The 14,427-nt window shown below is 68.3% G+C and carries 18 protein-coding genes and 1 pseudogene; 8 read left to right on the top strand and 11 right to left on the bottom strand.

The features are described from left to right. Together Q8N10_RS09455 and Q8N10_RS09450 are read left to right on the top strand one after the other, a co-directional pair. Positions 1–304: pseudogene (locus Q8N10_RS09455) on the top strand (CCA tRNA nucleotidyltransferase); the annotation flags it as partial. Beyond that, entirely contained in the window at positions 301–1,002 is a 702-nt protein-coding gene (locus tag Q8N10_RS09450) for a type 1 glutamine amidotransferase (protein ID WP_305663908.1), read from the top strand. The pseudogene Q8N10_RS09455 and the gene Q8N10_RS09450, both read left to right, overlap by 4 nt. Before the next feature lie 3 nt (positions 1,003–1,005). On the opposite strand, the gene Q8N10_RS09445 is transcribed toward Q8N10_RS09450, so the two are convergent. The 4 genes from Q8N10_RS09445 to Q8N10_RS09430 are packed head-to-tail and all read right to left on the bottom strand — an operon-like array spanning position 1,006 to position 3,035. After that, complete coding sequence (locus Q8N10_RS09445) at positions 1,006–1,410, bottom strand: PIN domain-containing protein (RefSeq protein WP_305663907.1); 405 nt, start codon at positions 1,408–1,410, stop codon at positions 1,006–1,008. Then, positions 1,403–1,636 (bottom strand): AbrB/MazE/SpoVT family DNA-binding domain-containing protein, encoded by a 234-nt coding sequence (locus Q8N10_RS09440; protein WP_305663906.1) that lies wholly within the window; start codon positions 1,634–1,636, stop codon positions 1,403–1,405. Before Q8N10_RS09440 ends, Q8N10_RS09445 begins: the two co-directional genes overlap by 8 nt. A gap of 59 nt (positions 1,637–1,695) precedes the next feature. Continuing rightward, positions 1,696–2,568, bottom strand: coding sequence for an oxygen-dependent coproporphyrinogen oxidase (gene hemF / locus Q8N10_RS09435; RefSeq protein ID WP_305663905.1), 873 nt, complete (start codon positions 2,566–2,568; stop codon positions 1,696–1,698). Continuing rightward, complete coding sequence (locus tag Q8N10_RS09430) at positions 2,565–3,035, bottom strand: tRNA (cytidine(34)-2'-O)-methyltransferase (RefSeq protein ID WP_305663904.1); 471 nt, start codon at positions 3,033–3,035, stop codon at positions 2,565–2,567. Before Q8N10_RS09430 ends, hemF begins: the two co-directional genes overlap by 4 nt. A 238-nt stretch (positions 3,036–3,273) precedes the next feature. On the opposite strand from Q8N10_RS09430, the gene petA reads away from it, so the two are divergent. From petA to Q8N10_RS09410, 4 genes are all read left to right on the top strand, one after another. Beyond that, positions 3,274–3,828 carry a ubiquinol-cytochrome c reductase iron-sulfur subunit gene (petA, locus tag Q8N10_RS09425; protein WP_305663903.1) on the top strand — a complete coding sequence of 185 codons (555 nt, stop codon included), beginning with the start codon at positions 3,274–3,276 and terminating at the stop codon, positions 3,826–3,828. 5 nt (positions 3,829–3,833) lie between these two features. After that, positions 3,834–5,150 (top strand): cytochrome b/b6, encoded by a 1,317-nt coding sequence (locus Q8N10_RS09420; RefSeq protein WP_305663902.1) that lies wholly within the window; start codon positions 3,834–3,836, stop codon positions 5,148–5,150. Between the two features lie 7 nt (positions 5,151–5,157). Continuing rightward, positions 5,158–6,000 carry a cytochrome c1 gene (locus tag Q8N10_RS09415; protein ID WP_304777383.1) on the top strand — a complete coding sequence of 281 codons (843 nt, stop codon included), beginning with the start codon at positions 5,158–5,160 and terminating at the stop codon, positions 5,998–6,000. Positions 6,001–6,137: 137 nt separating this feature from the next. Beyond that, positions 6,138–7,073 carry a CPBP family intramembrane glutamic endopeptidase gene (locus Q8N10_RS09410; protein WP_304777382.1) on the top strand — a complete coding sequence of 312 codons (936 nt, stop codon included), beginning with the start codon at positions 6,138–6,140 and terminating at the stop codon, positions 7,071–7,073. Between the two features lie 109 nt (positions 7,074–7,182). Here Q8N10_RS09410 and Q8N10_RS09405 read toward each other — a convergent pair whose 3' ends face one another. After that, positions 7,183–7,947 (bottom strand): hypothetical protein, encoded by a 765-nt coding sequence (locus tag Q8N10_RS09405; protein ID WP_304777381.1) that lies wholly within the window; start codon positions 7,945–7,947, stop codon positions 7,183–7,185. A 115-nt stretch (positions 7,948–8,062) separates the two neighbouring features. On the opposite strand from Q8N10_RS09405, the gene Q8N10_RS09400 reads away from it, so the two are divergent. Then, positions 8,063–8,530: a hypothetical protein gene (locus Q8N10_RS09400; RefSeq protein ID WP_304777380.1), complete on the top strand. Its 468-nt coding sequence runs from the start codon at positions 8,063–8,065 to the stop codon at positions 8,528–8,530. 1 nt (position 8,531) lies between these two features. Here Q8N10_RS09400 and Q8N10_RS09395 read toward each other — a convergent pair whose 3' ends face one another. Both Q8N10_RS09395 and Q8N10_RS09390 read right to left on the bottom strand, forming a co-directional pair. After that, the gene (locus Q8N10_RS09395; protein ID WP_304777379.1) at positions 8,532–9,212 is read right to left on the bottom strand and encodes a dienelactone hydrolase family protein; all 681 of its coding nucleotides are present in this window, start codon (positions 9,210–9,212) and stop codon (positions 8,532–8,534) included. Positions 9,213–9,216: 4 nt separating this feature from the next. Then, on the bottom strand, positions 9,217–9,885 hold the full coding sequence (locus tag Q8N10_RS09390) for a dienelactone hydrolase family protein (protein WP_304777378.1): 669 nt from the start codon (positions 9,883–9,885) through the stop codon (positions 9,217–9,219). A gap of 120 nt (positions 9,886–10,005) precedes the next feature. Between Q8N10_RS09390 and Q8N10_RS09385 the strand changes: the two genes are divergently transcribed. Then, positions 10,006–10,707, top strand: a complete 702-nt coding sequence (locus Q8N10_RS09385; RefSeq protein ID WP_304777377.1) for a DUF4336 domain-containing protein — start codon at positions 10,006–10,008, stop codon at positions 10,705–10,707. A gap of 3 nt (positions 10,708–10,710) precedes the next feature. On the opposite strand, the gene ychF is transcribed toward Q8N10_RS09385, so the two are convergent. From ychF to Q8N10_RS09365, 4 genes are all read right to left on the bottom strand, one after another. Then, positions 10,711–11,808 carry a redox-regulated ATPase YchF gene (gene ychF / locus Q8N10_RS09380; protein ID WP_304777376.1) on the bottom strand — a complete coding sequence of 366 codons (1,098 nt, stop codon included), beginning with the start codon at positions 11,806–11,808 and terminating at the stop codon, positions 10,711–10,713. Positions 11,809–11,874: 66 nt separating this feature from the next. Continuing rightward, a complete protein-coding gene (gene pth / locus Q8N10_RS09375; protein WP_304777375.1) occupies positions 11,875–12,498 on the bottom strand; it encodes an aminoacyl-tRNA hydrolase in 624 nt (207 codons plus the stop codon). A gap of 43 nt (positions 12,499–12,541) precedes the next feature. After that, entirely contained in the window at positions 12,542–13,165 is a 624-nt protein-coding gene (locus Q8N10_RS09370) for a 50S ribosomal protein L25/general stress protein Ctc (protein WP_304777374.1), read from the bottom strand. 125 nt (positions 13,166–13,290) lie between these two features. Then, positions 13,291–14,325 carry a hypothetical protein gene (locus Q8N10_RS09365; protein WP_304777373.1) on the bottom strand — a complete coding sequence of 345 codons (1,035 nt, stop codon included), beginning with the start codon at positions 14,323–14,325 and terminating at the stop codon, positions 13,291–13,293. Positions 14,326–14,427 lie beyond the last annotated feature (102 nt).

Raw genomic sequence — 14,427 nt, 5'->3', positions numbered from 1 at the left:
CCGCGCCGTCTATCAGATCGGTCAAGCGGCGTTCGCCGACCGGGTGAAGCTCACCTGGGCCGCCGCGCCCAACTCCGCCCAGACGCCGCAATGGCGCGCCCTGCTGGCGCTGGGCGAGACCTGGACGCCCCCGGCCCTGCCGGTGAGCGGCGTCGACGCGGTCGCGGCCGGGACGCCCAAGGGCCCGCTGGTCGGCGCGGTGCTGCGCGAGGTCGAAGCCTGGTGGATCGACCAGGATTTCCCGGACGACCGCGCCGCCGCGGCCGAACGGCTGAAGGCGGTGGTGCAGGGGATGGTCCCGTGAAGCTCGGCATCCTACAGACGGGCGCCCCGCCGCGCGCGCTGCGCGCCGAGTTCGGCGACTATCCGGGCATGTTCCGCCGGCTGCTGGGCGAGGGCGCCTACGATTATTCGACCTTCGACGTGCGCGACGGGATGCCAGCCAGCGTGGAGGCGTGCGACGCCTACCTGATCACCGGTTCGCCGGCGGCGGCCTACGACCACCATCCCTGGATCGCCGAGCTCGCGGACTTCCTGCGCGCGGCCAGTGGACGGGCTGGGCTGGTCGGGATCTGCTTCGGCCATCAGATCATGGTCGAGGCGTTCGGCGGCCGGGTAGAGAAGTCGCCCAAGGGCTGGGGCACAGGCCTGCACCACTACGCCGTGCGCGACCGCATGGCGTGGATGGACGAGGGTGCTGTCCTGGCGGCCACCGCCTCCCACCAGGACCAGGTGGTGCGCGCGCCAGCCGGCGCCCGCGTGTTGGCCGGCAGTGACTTCACCCCCTTCGGCATGCTGGCCTACGCCGACGGACGGTCGATGTCGCTGCAGCTGCACCCGGAGTTCGACCAGGCTTTCGGGGAGGCCCTCATCGAGGTCGGGCGCAGCGCCACCTATACCGAGGAGCAAGCCGATCAGGCGCTGACGACCTATGCCGCGCCCGACGACCACCTGCGACTGGCGCAGTGGATCCGGACTTTCCTGGCGACGTCGCAGCGCTGAGGTTCAGGCGGTGGCGGCGAAGGGGTTGACGAGGGTGACGCCGCCCACTGTCAGGCCGCTGTGCATGTCTTCGGAGTACAGGGTCGAACATCCGGCGCCGCGCGCGGCCGCGACGATTTGCGCGTCAAAGATCCCTAGCCGGTGACTCTGGGCGATTTCGAGCGCCGTGAGATGGGTCTCCAAGGTCAGCGGGGTCACTCGAAGGAGCGATCGCAGGATCTCTAGGGTGCTGACGATGTGAGGCCATGGAAGCTGAAGCTTGCGCAGAGCGACGTGCGCGAATTCGTTCAGCACCTGCACGCTGATCACTCCGCCGGCGTGGACCAGCGCTTCTGCTCCGCTCGCCTTCTCGGCGTCGTCGGTCAACAGATAGACGAGGATGTTGGCGTCGAAGAAAGCGTCAGCCACGCTCATTGGCTTCGATGCGGTCGAACTTGAACCCCTCCGGCAGCGCGACGCGATACTGTCGCAGCCGCGCTAGCAGCGCCGCGCGGGACGCGGGTCGGGAGAGTTCGAAGCGCCGGGCGTCGGCGACATCGATCTCGATATCGTCGCCTTCCTTCAGTTCCAAAGCCTCCACGACGGCCACTGGCAACCGGACCGCCAGCCCGTTACCCCATTTCGCGACGCGCATCGGAACCTCCCAGATATACGCCGCGTCAATGTATATCATTCGCGAGTGGGCGCCAACGCTCAGGGCCACGCCGTCAGTGGCGGCATGGAGGAGAGGATCGACTCGATGTTTCCGCCGGTCTTCAGCCCGAACATCGTGCCGCGGTCGTAGAGCAGGTTGAACTCCACATAGCGTCCTCGCCGCACGAGCTGCTCCTGGCGGTCGGCTTCGGTCCAGGGCTCGTGCATGCGGTGGCGGGCGATGCGCGGGAACACGTCCAGCAGCGCCTCGCCGACGTCGCGGGTGAAGGCGAAGTCACGCTCCCAGTCGCCGCTGTCGTGGTGGTCGTAGAAGATGCCGCCGATCCCGCGCGGCTCCTTGCGGTGCGGTAGATAAAAGTACTCGTCGCAGCGCGCCTTGTAGCGCGGGTACCATTCCGGATCGTGCCGGTCGCAAGCGGCCTTCAATGCGGCGTGGAAGGCCTTCGCGTCGTCAGCCTCCTGGCTGCGTTGGGTGTCGACCGTGGGCGTGAGGTCCGCGCCGCCGCCGAACCAGCCGCGGGTGGTGGCCAGGAAGCGGGTGTTCATGTGCACCGCCGGCACGCGCGGATTGCGCATGTGGGCGATCAGGCTGACGCCGGTGGCGACGAAGCGCCGATCCTCTTCGGCGCCTGGCATCGAGGCGGCCATCTCCGGCGTGAATTCGCCATGCACCAGGCTGATGTGCAGGCCGCACTTCTCGAAAAAGCGCCCGCGGAGGAAGCCCATGACGCCGCCGCCGCCCGCCTCGCGCACCCAGGGCTTCAGCTCGAAGCGTCCAGCCTCGCCTGGATAGAGGTCGGCGGGGGCCTCATCCTCGAGCCTTTCGAATTCGGTCACGAGGCGGTCGCGAAGGGTGTCGAACCAGGCGCGCGAGCGCGCACTGCGGTCCTCGAAAGGCTCGGCGTTGGTCATGGGGCGACCGCAGTAGGGAATCCGCCGGTCTGGCGCAACGCCTCGCCAAGCGCGATGGAGGCGGCGGAAACCAGATTCAGCGATCGTGCGCCAGCGACCAACGGGATGAACAGACGCGCGTCGGCCGCCGCGTGCACCTCCGCAGGCGCGCCGGCGCTCTCGCGGCCGAACAGCAGCACGTCGTCCTCGGCGAAGGCGAAGTCGCCGAAAGGTCGCGCGCCCTGCGTCGTGAACAGCACCAGGCGCCTGTTGCTTGCGCGCGTCAGCGTGAGGAAATCGGTCCAGCCGGCGTGGCGATCGACCATGGCCTGAGCGGCATAATCCATCGCCGCACGGCGCACCGCGCGGTCCGACAGAGGGAAGCCGCAGGGCTCGATCACGTCCAAGGCGACGCCCAGACAGGCCCCGAGGCGAAGAGCCGCGCCGAGGTTTTGCGGAATGTCCGGTTGAAAAAGGGCCAAACGCATTCTAAGCGATCCAGCCACGGGATAGGCCTGGGCGCGAGGCGAATCGTCGGGGGACAGACTGCGACTCGTTCGCAGGACATCTCTGCACGGATCGTCCGCTCGCTGCGCGCCTGTTCAAGGGGCATCCGGCGGCGTGCTGGACGGGGGCTTCGAAGGCGGGACGTCCTTGGTGCAAGGGCGTCGGACGGGCCGTGGCGGGAGACCGCAAACGGCTCAACACACGAAGGGTAGCTTTAAGGTGGCCGACACCGTCGCGGGCGCAAGTCCCGATCCTCACGCCGCGGGCGATGACCCCAGCCGGCGCGACTTCATTCACATCGCCGCCACGACGGCGGCGATCGGCGCCGTCGCAGGCCTCGCCTGGCCGTTCATCGATCAGATGAACCCGGCCGGCGACACGCTCGCCCTCGCCTCGGTGGAATTCGACCTGACCAAGGTCGAGCAAGGCCAGCAGGTCGTGCTGAAGTGGCGCGGCAAGCCGCTGTTCGTGCGCAGCCGCACGGGCGCGGAGATCGCCAAGGCGGTGAAGGACGACACCGCCTCGATGCGCGACCCGGCCCGTGACGAGGACCGTCACAAGCCCGGCAAGGCTGAATGGCTGATCCTGGTCGGCACCTGCACGCACCTCGGTTGCGTTCCCACGTTCGGCGGCGGCGACTACGGCGGCTGGTTCTGCCCTTGCCACGGCTCGCACTACGACACCTCCGGCCGCATCCGCAAAGGACCGGCTCCGACGAACCTCGCGGTGCCCGAATACGCCTTCCTGTCGGACACCAAGGTCAAGATCGGCTGACACTGATGAGCGGACATTCCTCCTACGAGCCGAAGACCGGCATCGAGCGCTGGCTCGACACGCGCCTGCCGATCGTGCGCTTCGGCGCCGACCTGCTGGATTTCCCGACGCCGAAGAACCTCAACTACTGGTGGACGTTCGGCGGCATCCTGGCGATGTGCCTGGGCATTCAGATCGTCACCGGCATCGTGCTGGCGATGCACTACGTGCCGCACGTCGACTACGCCTTCAATTCGGTCGAGCGGATCATGCGCGACGTCAACTTCGGTTGGCTGGTCCGCTACATGCACGCCAACGGGGCCTCGATGTTCTTCATCGCGGTCTACATCCACATGTTCCGCGGGCTCTACTACGGCTCTTACAAGGCGCCGCGCGAGATCCTGTGGATCCTCGGCTGCGTGATCTACCTGCTGATGATGGCCACCGCCTTCATGGGCTACGTGCTGCCCTGGGGCCAGATGAGCTTCCACGGCGCGGTGGTGATCACCAACCTGTTCGGCGCCCTGCCGATCGTCGGCGAGTCCATCACCACCTGGCTGTGGGGCGGGTTCGCGGTGGATAACGCCACCCTGAACCGCTTCTTCTCGCTGCACTTCCTGCTGCCGTTCATGATCGCCGGCGTGGTGATCCTGCACATCTGGGCGCTGCACGTGCCCGGCAACAACAACCCCACCGGCGTGAACGTGAAGTCCAAGGAGGACACCGTTCCCTTCCACCCGTACTACACGGTGAAGGACGGCTTCGCGATTTCGCTCTTCCTGCTGATGTTCGCCACCTTCGTGTTCTTCCAGCCCAACGCCCTGGGTGACGCGGTGAACTATGTTCCCGCCAACCCCCTGGTGACCCCCGCCCACATCGTTCCGGAATGGTACTTCCTGCCGTTCTACGCGATCCTGCGGGCGGTTCCGGACAAGCTCATGGGCGTGCTGCTGATGTTCGGCGCCATCGCCATGCTGTTCGTCCTGCCCTGGCTCGACACCTCCAAGGTGCGCTCCATGCGCTACCGTCCGACGGCCAAGCTCTACTTCGGCCTCTTCGTCCTGGCCTGCCTGATCCTGGGCTACTGCGGCGGCCGCCTGCCGGACGATCCCGTGATCCCCGGCATCTCGACCTTCCAGCTGCTGGACGCGGACCTCAACTCGATGGTCTGGCTGTCCCGCGTCGCGACGGCCTACTACTTCGGCTACTTCGTGGTCATCCTGCCGATCCTGGGCCTCACCGAGACCCCGCTGCCCCAGCCGGAATCAATCTCCGCGCCGGTGCTGTCGCATCCCGCCAACGCGCCGGCCGGCGCCGCGGCTTCGCCTGAAAAGAGGGGCTGAGCCACCTATGCTGCGCAAAGGTCTTATTCTCGCGGCGTTCGGGCTCGCTTTCGTCGCCGGCCCGGCTTTCGCCTCCGCAGGCCCCAAGGAGCCCCGCCAGGCTTCCTGGAGCTTTGAAGGTCCGTTCGGCAAGTTCGATCAGGCCCAGGTCCAACGGGGCTACAAGGTCTATCGGGAGGTCTGTGCGGCCTGTCACTCGATGAGCCTGCTGAGCTTCCGCAATCTGGGCCAGAAGAGCGGCCCCTTCTATGACGACAAGTACCCGAACCCGAACGACAACCCCTATGTGAAGTCGATCGCCAAGGACTACCAGGTCAACGACATCGACTCTGAAACCGGGGACGTCGTCCAGCGGACCGCCACCTCAGCCGACACCTTCCCGAGCCCCTTCGCCAACGAAGCCGCGGCGCGGGCCTCCAACGGCGGCGCCCTGCCGCCGGATCTGTCGGTGATGATCAAGGCGCGGCCCCAGGGCGCGCAGTACGTCTACTCGATCCTGACCGGCTACCAGGCGCCGCCGGCGGGTCTCGAAGTGCCGCCGAACCAATACTACAACCCCTACATGCCCGGCGACGTCAGCGCCTTCTACAAGGGCAAGGGCCACGTTCCGGTCGGGGGCTTCATCGCCATGGCCCCGCCGCTGGAAACCGACAAGGTGACCTTCGACGACGGCACCAAGTCCACCGTCGACCAGCAGGCCAAGGACGTCGTGGCCTTCCTCGCCTGGGCGTCGGAGCCCAAGCAGACCGAGCGCAAGCAATTCGGCGTGGCCGCCATGATCTATCTGCTGATCTTCGCGGGTCTGCTGTGGGTCAGCTACCGTCGCATCTGGAGGAACGTCGCCCACTAGGCGCTCCGTCCTTTCGAGCACGATCCAGGGCCCCGGTGAGAACCGGGGCCTTTTTCGTTTCCGGCCCATGAACAATTGCTAAGTTGCCCGGGTGGGCGTCCGCCGATAGGCAGGGGGACGGATCGGGAGGGGCCCGCATGGCGGCCGGTGAGGGGCGCATCCGCGCCACCGGTTATCTGGCGATCTACGGCGTCCTCTGGGGCGCGGCCTTCGCCTATCTCTTTTTCAAACAGGCCGACTGGACCTTCCCCCTGGTTTCCCTGGGGGTGTTCGGGATCCTGCTTTCGGGCGTCGCCTGGGCCCTGACGCGCAGGTCCGATCCGCCCCCTGTCAGGGTGCGGCGGCCCAAGGTCGAACTCGCCGCCGTCCTGATCTTCATGGTGATCTACGCGGTGGGCTTCCTCGGCTGGGGCATGGGGGCGCTGAAGGCCGCCATGCCGGAAGGCCAGGCCCGCGACCTGGTGGTCCTGGCCGTCAAGCTCGTGGTCCATGTGGTGATCCCGGCCCTGATCCTGCTGGCCCTGGGCGGCCGGGTGGCGCCGCTGTTCTCCACCGGCATGGATCGCAAGGGCTTCTGGCCCACCCTGATCGTCATGGGGGTGATCTTCCTGGCCCTGCTCAGCGTGGTCAGCCCCAGCCTGCAGCAGATCGGTGAGCTGCGACCCGGGCTCGAGGTCCTGGCCTGGGTCGCCCCGGCGGCCTTTGTCTGGATCGCCCTGGAGGCAGGCCTCGCCGAGGAATTCCTGTTCCGCGCGGTGCTGCAGACTCGCCTGGCCGCCGTCCTTCGCAGCGAGACCGGCGCCGTCGTCTTGGGAGCCCTGGTGTTCGCCCTGGCCCATGTGCCCGGCCTCTACCTGCGCGGCGCGCCTGGCGAGCAGGGCCATTCCACCGACCTGTTCGAAGTGATCGCCTATACGATCGGCGCCCTGTCGCCCGTGGCCCTGATGCTGGGGGTGATCTGGGCCCGCACCCGCAGCCTGCTGCTGGTGGTCCTGCTGCACGCCGCCATCGACGTCCTGCCTATCCTGCCGCAGTTCCTCATCACCTGGGCTGGGCTCACGCCCATCTCCTAGAGCATGTCAGGCGCAAGTGGGCGCCGGTTCGCCGCCCGGACATGCTGTAGATTCAAGAAGATAGCCCCTTTTTTCCGATCAGCTTGATTCAACCTGATTCGGAAAGGGCCTAGGGTCGGCGCAGCAGCAGCCGTCCGCGCGGGAAGTCGAACCGCAGCGACCACCGCGCGAGCACCGGCGGACCGATCGCACCCACCGCGCCCGCGACCTGCGGCTGGAGGCCGGCCTTCAGCATCTCGAACAGCTGACCGGCGAAGGACAGGGCGCGGAGTTCGGCGCGCAGGCGGCCGTAGGGCGCCACATCCTCCGCCCCGGCCCCAGGGACGCTCGCCAGGGCCTCGCTGAGCCGCACGCCGCTGTCGAGGCCCGTCGCCACCACAAAGCGGCCCACGGCCGTCCTGGGGCCGTCCGCTACCGCGGCGTCCACCACCGGCGACCCGCCGGCCATGGCCATGGCAAGGCTGCTCTGGGCCCCGAAGCTCGGAGCCTTGGCCGCCGGCCAGATCTCCACACGGCAAGGCGCGAAGCTGACGTCCACCACATAGGCTGACAGCAGGTCGGCCCCGATCACCCCGGCGATGGGGGTGGGAAAGGCGTAGGTCCGGGCGTCGAGGTCCACCACCACCACTGCCCGGTCCACCAGCTTCAGGCCATCGACCCGCACCTGGCCCCGAAACGCCGGTGGCAGGCCCGCCATCTGGGCGCGGGTCTCGTGCAGCTGAGTGGTGGGGCTGCCGGTGTCGAGGATGTAGTCGCCCGCCACCCCGGCGACGCTGGCCGGGACCACTACCACGCCGTGCTCCAGCCAGCATCCCGCCGCTTGCGCGGACGCCGGGGCGAGCCACAGGGCGGCGAGGGCCAGGACGAGCTTCACTCAGGCGATTCCCGGAGGCGAGGGTCGCCTGACCATAGCCAAGGCCGGTGGCCTAGGCGATAAATGCGCATGCTCTTCCCGATCCTCTGCCCGCCGCGCGCCGGTGGGGGCTGACGTGGCCTTCACCAAAGCCTGGCGAGACTTTCGGCGCATGCAGGACGTCGTCGCGGCCGCCTCATGCCTGATCTATGCGGGCTCGGTGGTCCACGCCTTCAGCGTGCTGCCCGGCGGGCCGGCGGTGATCGCCCGCCATGCCCTGGTCTGGCCGGGCGCCGCCCTGTTGGGCGGCTTCGCCCTGCCGCTGCTGATCCTGCCCGCGCGCCGTGTCCTGGCGCGCTATGTCTGGATGAGTTTTCTGTCTGGCTTTGGCCAGACCCCGGTCTCGGTGCTGACCGGCGTCGGCCTGCTGGTCGTCGCGGCGGGCTTCATCTATTGGCAGGTGGCCTCGGTGGCCACGGGCGGTCCGTATCCGGCCGCCGTCTTCGGGGGCTACGCCGCCGGCATCGGTATCCTCGCCGCCCAGTCTGTCCTCGCCCGGTGGCTGGAACGCGACCCCGAGGCGCGCAAGCACATCGAGGAATAGGCTACATCTCTCCGCGACCGCCGCCGTTGTTCATGAACACCTGCAGCGTCCGCAGCCGGGCCAGCCGGGCGGCGTCTGGGTTGTAGTCGGCGCGGCGATCGGACACGAAGCCGTGGCCGGCGTCATAGAGGTGGACCGGAATTTCCGGATGCGCCAAGCGAATCTCCTCGACCTTCTCCAGGGGGATGGAGGCGTCGTGGCGGCCAAAGTGCAGGATCGTCGGGACCTTGGGCGTCTCCCCCACCAGTTCGCTGATGCGGCGGCCATAGAAGGCCGAGGTCGCCGAGATCCCGGTGCAGCGGCAGGCCGCCAGCCAGGTCGCCGCCCCGCCCCAACAGAATCCCGTGACGAAAACCGCCGGCGACAGGGCGTCGATGGCCGCCTGGAGATCCCCCGCCACCTGGTCCCAGGGCGTGGCGGTGGAGTACTCCACCCCATTGGCGATGGACTCGGCGCTGTAGTCGGCCTCGAAGCCCGGCTGCAGGCGGTCGTAGAAGCTGGGCGCGATGACCTCGTACCCGTCCTCCGCATAGCCGTCGGCCAGTTCGCGGATGTGGTCGGTGACCCCGAAGATCTCCTGGATCAGCACAATCCCGCCGCGGCGCGCATCCGCCACGGGGGCGTGATAGGCCGCCAGCTCAAAGCCGTCGAACCGGCTGGTCAGGCGGATCGTTTCGCCCACCTGCTCAGGCGCCCGCGAAGAGGTCGAGGGTGCGCTGGCGGGCGAGGTCGGCGCTGGCCTGGTTCAGCCGCTCCGGATCCTCGTTGTTGAAGCCGTGGCCGGTGTCCTCGTAGATGTAGACCGCCACGTCCGGGTTGTGGGCCTGGACGGCGGCCTTGACGTCGTCGGCCGGGATACCGGCGTCCTTGCGGCCGAGATGGACGATGGTGGGGCACTTGGGGGTCTTGTCGGCATTGGCCTGGACCATGCTGCCGTAATAGCTCGAGGCGGCGGCGAAGCCCTCGAGCTGGCAGGCCGAGAGCCAGGTCAGCGACCCGCCGTAGCAATAGCCCACCACGAACACCTTGCCCGCGCCCGCCAGCTCGTCGCGCACTGCGGCGATGTCGGCCAGGGCCTGGTCCAGGGGGGTGGCGCGGGCATGGGTGACTCCGGCGGTCAGGCCGGCGGGGTCGTGGCCGGCGGTGAAGCCCGGCTCGCGGCGGTCGTACAGCGACGGCGCGATGGCCTCGTAGCCGAGGCTGGCCCAGCGATCGACGTCGCGCCGGATATGCTCGTCGATCCCGAAGATCTCCTGGATGACCACCACGCCGCCCTTGCGCGCGCCGCTGGGCGCCGCGCGATAGACGGCGAACTCGAAGCCGTCGGCGCCGGCCAGCTTGGAAAACTCACCCATGACGTCTCTCCCGTTGTCGCCGATATAGCTAGGGGAGGCGCGGCGGATGTCCAGCAGGGTTGGCGCTCCGGATGGCCGGTCCTATGGTTTTCGGCGCTCCCCTGGGCTGGAGGCCATCCGATGAGCACGCCGCTGCTGGAGCCCTTCGGCCCGGAGATCTGGCTGTCCGCCGGGCCGGAAGTCGAGGTGATCGGTTTCCGCTATTCGACGCGGATGGTGGTTATCCGGCTGGGCGGGGACGGTGTCCTTGTCATCTCGCCGGTCGCGCTGACCCCGGGCCTCAAGGCGGCCGTCGAGGCGCTGGGCGAGGTGCGCCACGTGGTCGGCCCCAACTTTCTGCACGATCTCTTCCTGAGCGAATGGCGGACGGCCTATCCGAGCGCGCGGTTCCACGCCGCGCCGGGGCTGCGGGGCCAGCTGCCGGACCTCGCCTTTGACGCAGACCTCACCGACACCCCGCCCGCGGACTGGGCGGGAGAGCTCGAACAGGTGATCGTGCGGGGCTCCCGGATCACCCAGGAGGTGGTGTTCCTCCACCGGGCGAGCGGCACGGCGATCTTCACCGACCTGATCCAGCAGTTCCCGCGCGGCTGGTTCAAGGGTTGGCGGGCGCTGGTGGCGCGGCTGGACCTGATGACGGAGGCCGAGCCCGCCGTCCCACGAAAGTTCCGCATCGCCTTCTCAGACCGCCCGGCGGCGCGGGCGTCGCTGCGGCGCATCCTGCAATGGCCGACTACGAAGGTGCTGATGGCGCACGGCGCGCCGGTGGAGCGGGACGGCCAAGCCTTCCTCGCCCGGGCGTTCCGCTGGCTTTCGCCGTGAGTCCTAGACGTTGAATCGGAAGTTCAGGACGTCGCCGTCGCGGACGACGTATTCCTTGCCTTCCTGGCGGAACTTCCCGGCCTCGCGAGCCCCGGCTTCGCCCTTGAGACCGACATAGTCCTCATAGGCGATGGTTTCGGCCCGGATGAAGCCCTTCTCGAAGTCGGTGTGGATGACGCCGGCCGCCTGGGGGGCGGTGTCACCCTTGTGGATGGTCCAGGCGCGGGCCTCCTTGGGGCCGACGGTGAAATAGGTCTGCAGGCCCAGCAGGTGGTAGGCCTCCCGGATCAGCTTGTTGAGGCCGGGCTCGGTGAGGCCCAGGGTTTCCAGGAACTCGGCGCGTTCATCGGCGGCGAGCATGGCGATCTCGCTCTCGATCTGGGCGGAGATGGCGACGTGGTCGGCGCCGTCGCGGGTGGCGCGCTCGGCCACCAGGCGGGACATCTCGTTGCCCTCGGCGGCCGACGCCTCATCGACATTGGAAACGTAGAGGGCGGGCTTGGAGGTCAACAGCTGCAGCATGCGCCAGGCCTTGTCGTCCTCGTCGGCGACCTTCGCCTTGCGGGCGGGGCGGCCGGCGTTCAGCTCGGTCAGGGCCAGCTGCACGAGGCGCAGGGTCGTGGCGCTTTCCTTGTCGCCGGCCTTGGCGCGCTTCTCCAGGTTGCTGACCCGCTTCTCCAGGCTTTCCAGGTCGGCCAGCATCAGCTCGGTCTCGATGGTCTCCAGGTCGGAGAGCGGATCGACCTTGCCCTCCACGTGGGTGATGTCGTCGTCGATGAAGCAGCGGGCGACGAAGGCGACGGCGTCGCAGTCGCGGATATTGGCCAGGAACTGGTTGCCCAGGCCTTCGCCCTTCGAGGCGCCGCGCACCAGGCCGGCGATATCCACGAAGTTGATCCGCGCGGGGATGATCTCCTTGGACGGGATGACGGCGGCCAGGGCGTCCAGGCGCGGCTCAGGCACCGCCACGTCGCCGGTGTTGGGCTCGATGGTGCAGAAGGGATAGTTGGCGGCCTGGGCCGACGCCGTCTGGGTCAGCGCGTTGAACAGGGTCGATTTGCCCACGTTGGGCAGGCCGACGATCGCGACTTTCAGGGCCATGAACTTCCATTTCCTATTCGAGGGCGCGACCTAGCACGTCTGCCGGCGCCGCCCAACTGTGGTGGCTCAGCTGTCGCCGCGGCTGCGGGCCTGGCGGGTGTCGCCCTTGTCGGCGGGGGCAAGGCGCAGGACCTCGGTCTGGTACTTGTCGTCCTCGCCGGCGGCCAGCAGAGGCGCGGCCTGGGCCACGGCCTTCAGCAGGTCGATGACCCAGGGCTGCTCCACCTTGTGGAAGTCCGACAGCACGTGGCCCTGAACCTTTTCGGGATGGCCCGGGTGGCCGACGCCGAGCCGGGCGCGGCGGAAGTCAGGGCCGATATGGGCGGTCACCGAGCGGACGCCGTTGTTGCCGGCCGCGCCGCCGCCGGTCTTCATGCGGAATCGGCCGGGCGCCAGATCGATCTCGTCATAGAATAGCACCACGTCGGCCGGGTTGGCCTTGTAGAACTTCACCGCGGCGCCGACCGAGCGGCCGCTCTCGTTGTAGAAGGTCTGGGGCTTGAGGATCAGGGCCTTCACAGGGCCGGCGGGCGTGTCGATCTCGCCCTCGCGGGCCAGGCCCGAAAACTTCGAGCGCTCCGGCCCGAACCGCCATTGCTTGGCGATCTCGTCCACGGCGATGAAGCCGATGTTGTGACGGTTCTTGGCGTACTGGGCGCCGGGATTGCCTTGGCCCGCGAGGATCAGCATGGCGCCAGGCGGCACGGCCCCCCGGGGGGGGGCCGGCCAGTCCTTAAACCGTGGTGGAGGCCGCGGCGGCGGCGGCGTCGTCGGTGGCGGCGTCGGCCGAGGCCGAGGCCGACGAACCGGCCAGGGTGGCGACCACGAAGTCACGGTCGACGCCCGGCTTGACGCCTTCCGGCAGCGCGAAGGCCGACATGCGGATGGTGTCGCCGATTTCCGCCCCGGTCAGGTCGAAGACCAGCTCTTCGGGGATGTGGTCGGCGGGGCAGGCCAGCTCGACGGTGTGACGCACGATGTTGAGCGTGCCGCCCTTCTTGAGGCCGGGGGACTCTTCCTGATTCTTGAAGTGCACGGGCACTTCGATCTTGATCAGCTGGTGCTCGTCGACGCGGTACAGGTCGAAGTGGACCGGCTCGTCGTTGACGGGGTGCATGTCCACGGCCTTGGCGATGACCGGCTGGGTCTCATCGCCGTACTTCAGGGTCACCAGGTGGCCCAGCAGCTTGCCCGTATAGAGCGCCTTGCGGAATTCGTTGGCCTTCACGGCGATGGCGACCGGATCCTTAGCGCCGCCGTAGAGCACGCCGGGGACCATGCCCGCGCGGCGGGTCTCGCGCGCACCACCGGTGCCGGTGCGATCGCGAACTTCAACGTTCAGAATGATATCGGCCATGGCCTTGCCTCAAAACGAAACCGCCGCGCGAAGTGCCGCGCGGCGACGGACGACCCTCCTGGGGTCGAAAGGTGGGCGTAAATACACAAAAGCCCCGCCCGTGGCAACGGGCGGGCGCAGATGTTTTAGCGCTTCTTGGTGTCGGCCTTGGCGGGCGTGACCTTGTAGGGGGCCGAGCCGTCGGCCACCCGGATCTTCGGAATGAACTTGGCCTCGAAGGGCTCGGTGTTGCCGGAGGCTTTGATCACGCAGCGACCGGTGTCCATCATGATGTGCTGGCCGAGGCAGAAGACGTCCTCGTAGTGCGGCTTGGAGACCGCCAGGCACTGATAGAGGTTCAGCTTGGCCATGTTCATGCAGAAGGCGACGTTGGGCTCGGCCATCACCGCCATCAGGGTGTCGACATTGGCGTCGCCGCCTTCGCCCAGGGCGGCGAGCGCGGCCACGGCCATGCCGCGCACCACGATGGGGCTGTAGGGCGGAGCGGCCGGTTCGGCGGTCAGGCCCAGGGGCGAGACGCCCAGGGCGGCCTGCTGTAGGCGCGCGGTCTCGGCGAGATCGCCGACCACCGGGGTGGCCGACAGGCTCTTGGCCTGCGACAGCCGCAGGTCGCGGTTGAGAACGTCGGACTTCGACCACTTCTGCTTCTGAAGGTCATAGGCCGACTGCTTCACCGCCTTGCCGGCGTCGTAGAGCTGCTGGCCCTCATTGCCGAGCGCGGTCTTCACCAGGCCCGCGGCGCTGGCCGAGCCGGCGATGCCCACGACATAGGCCGGGTCCTTGAGGATCGCGGCCACAACTTCGCGGCGCTGATCCACATTGACGGCGTAGGTGCGGACCCCGGCCACGAAGGCGGGGTCCTGCAGGGCGACGACGGCGGCGTAGGCCGTGGCGCCGCGCTGAAGCTGCTTGGGCTCGTAGGCGGCTCCGACGGCCACGCCCTTGGCGATGGCCTCACCGTCGGCGAAGTCGGGTGTCACCGCGCTCACGCGGGCCATGTAGTAGCGATAGGCGGCCGCCTGCTCGATCAGCTTCGGCGACAGGCTCACCGCGGGCGGCGGCGGGGGCGGGGGCGGGGGCGCGGGCTGCGAACAGGCCGACAGCAGGGCCGCGAAGGCGATGGCGGCGAGCGTGCCGGTCGCGCGAATGGCAGAGGTCATCCTGAAGCTTCCCCAGAAGATAAGCGCGCGAACCTAGCACAGACGCGCAGGCGAGAATGTGACCGCAGATGCTTAACCCTTGTTAACCAAGCGTGGCCGTTT

Source organism: Phenylobacterium sp., assembly GCF_030693625.1.
Classification (GTDB): domain Bacteria; phylum Pseudomonadota; class Alphaproteobacteria; order Caulobacterales; family Caulobacteraceae; genus Phenylobacterium; species Phenylobacterium ferrooxidans.
The sequence above is the reverse complement of the archived record's forward strand: the minus strand, read 5'-3'. Positions and strand labels throughout refer to the sequence as shown.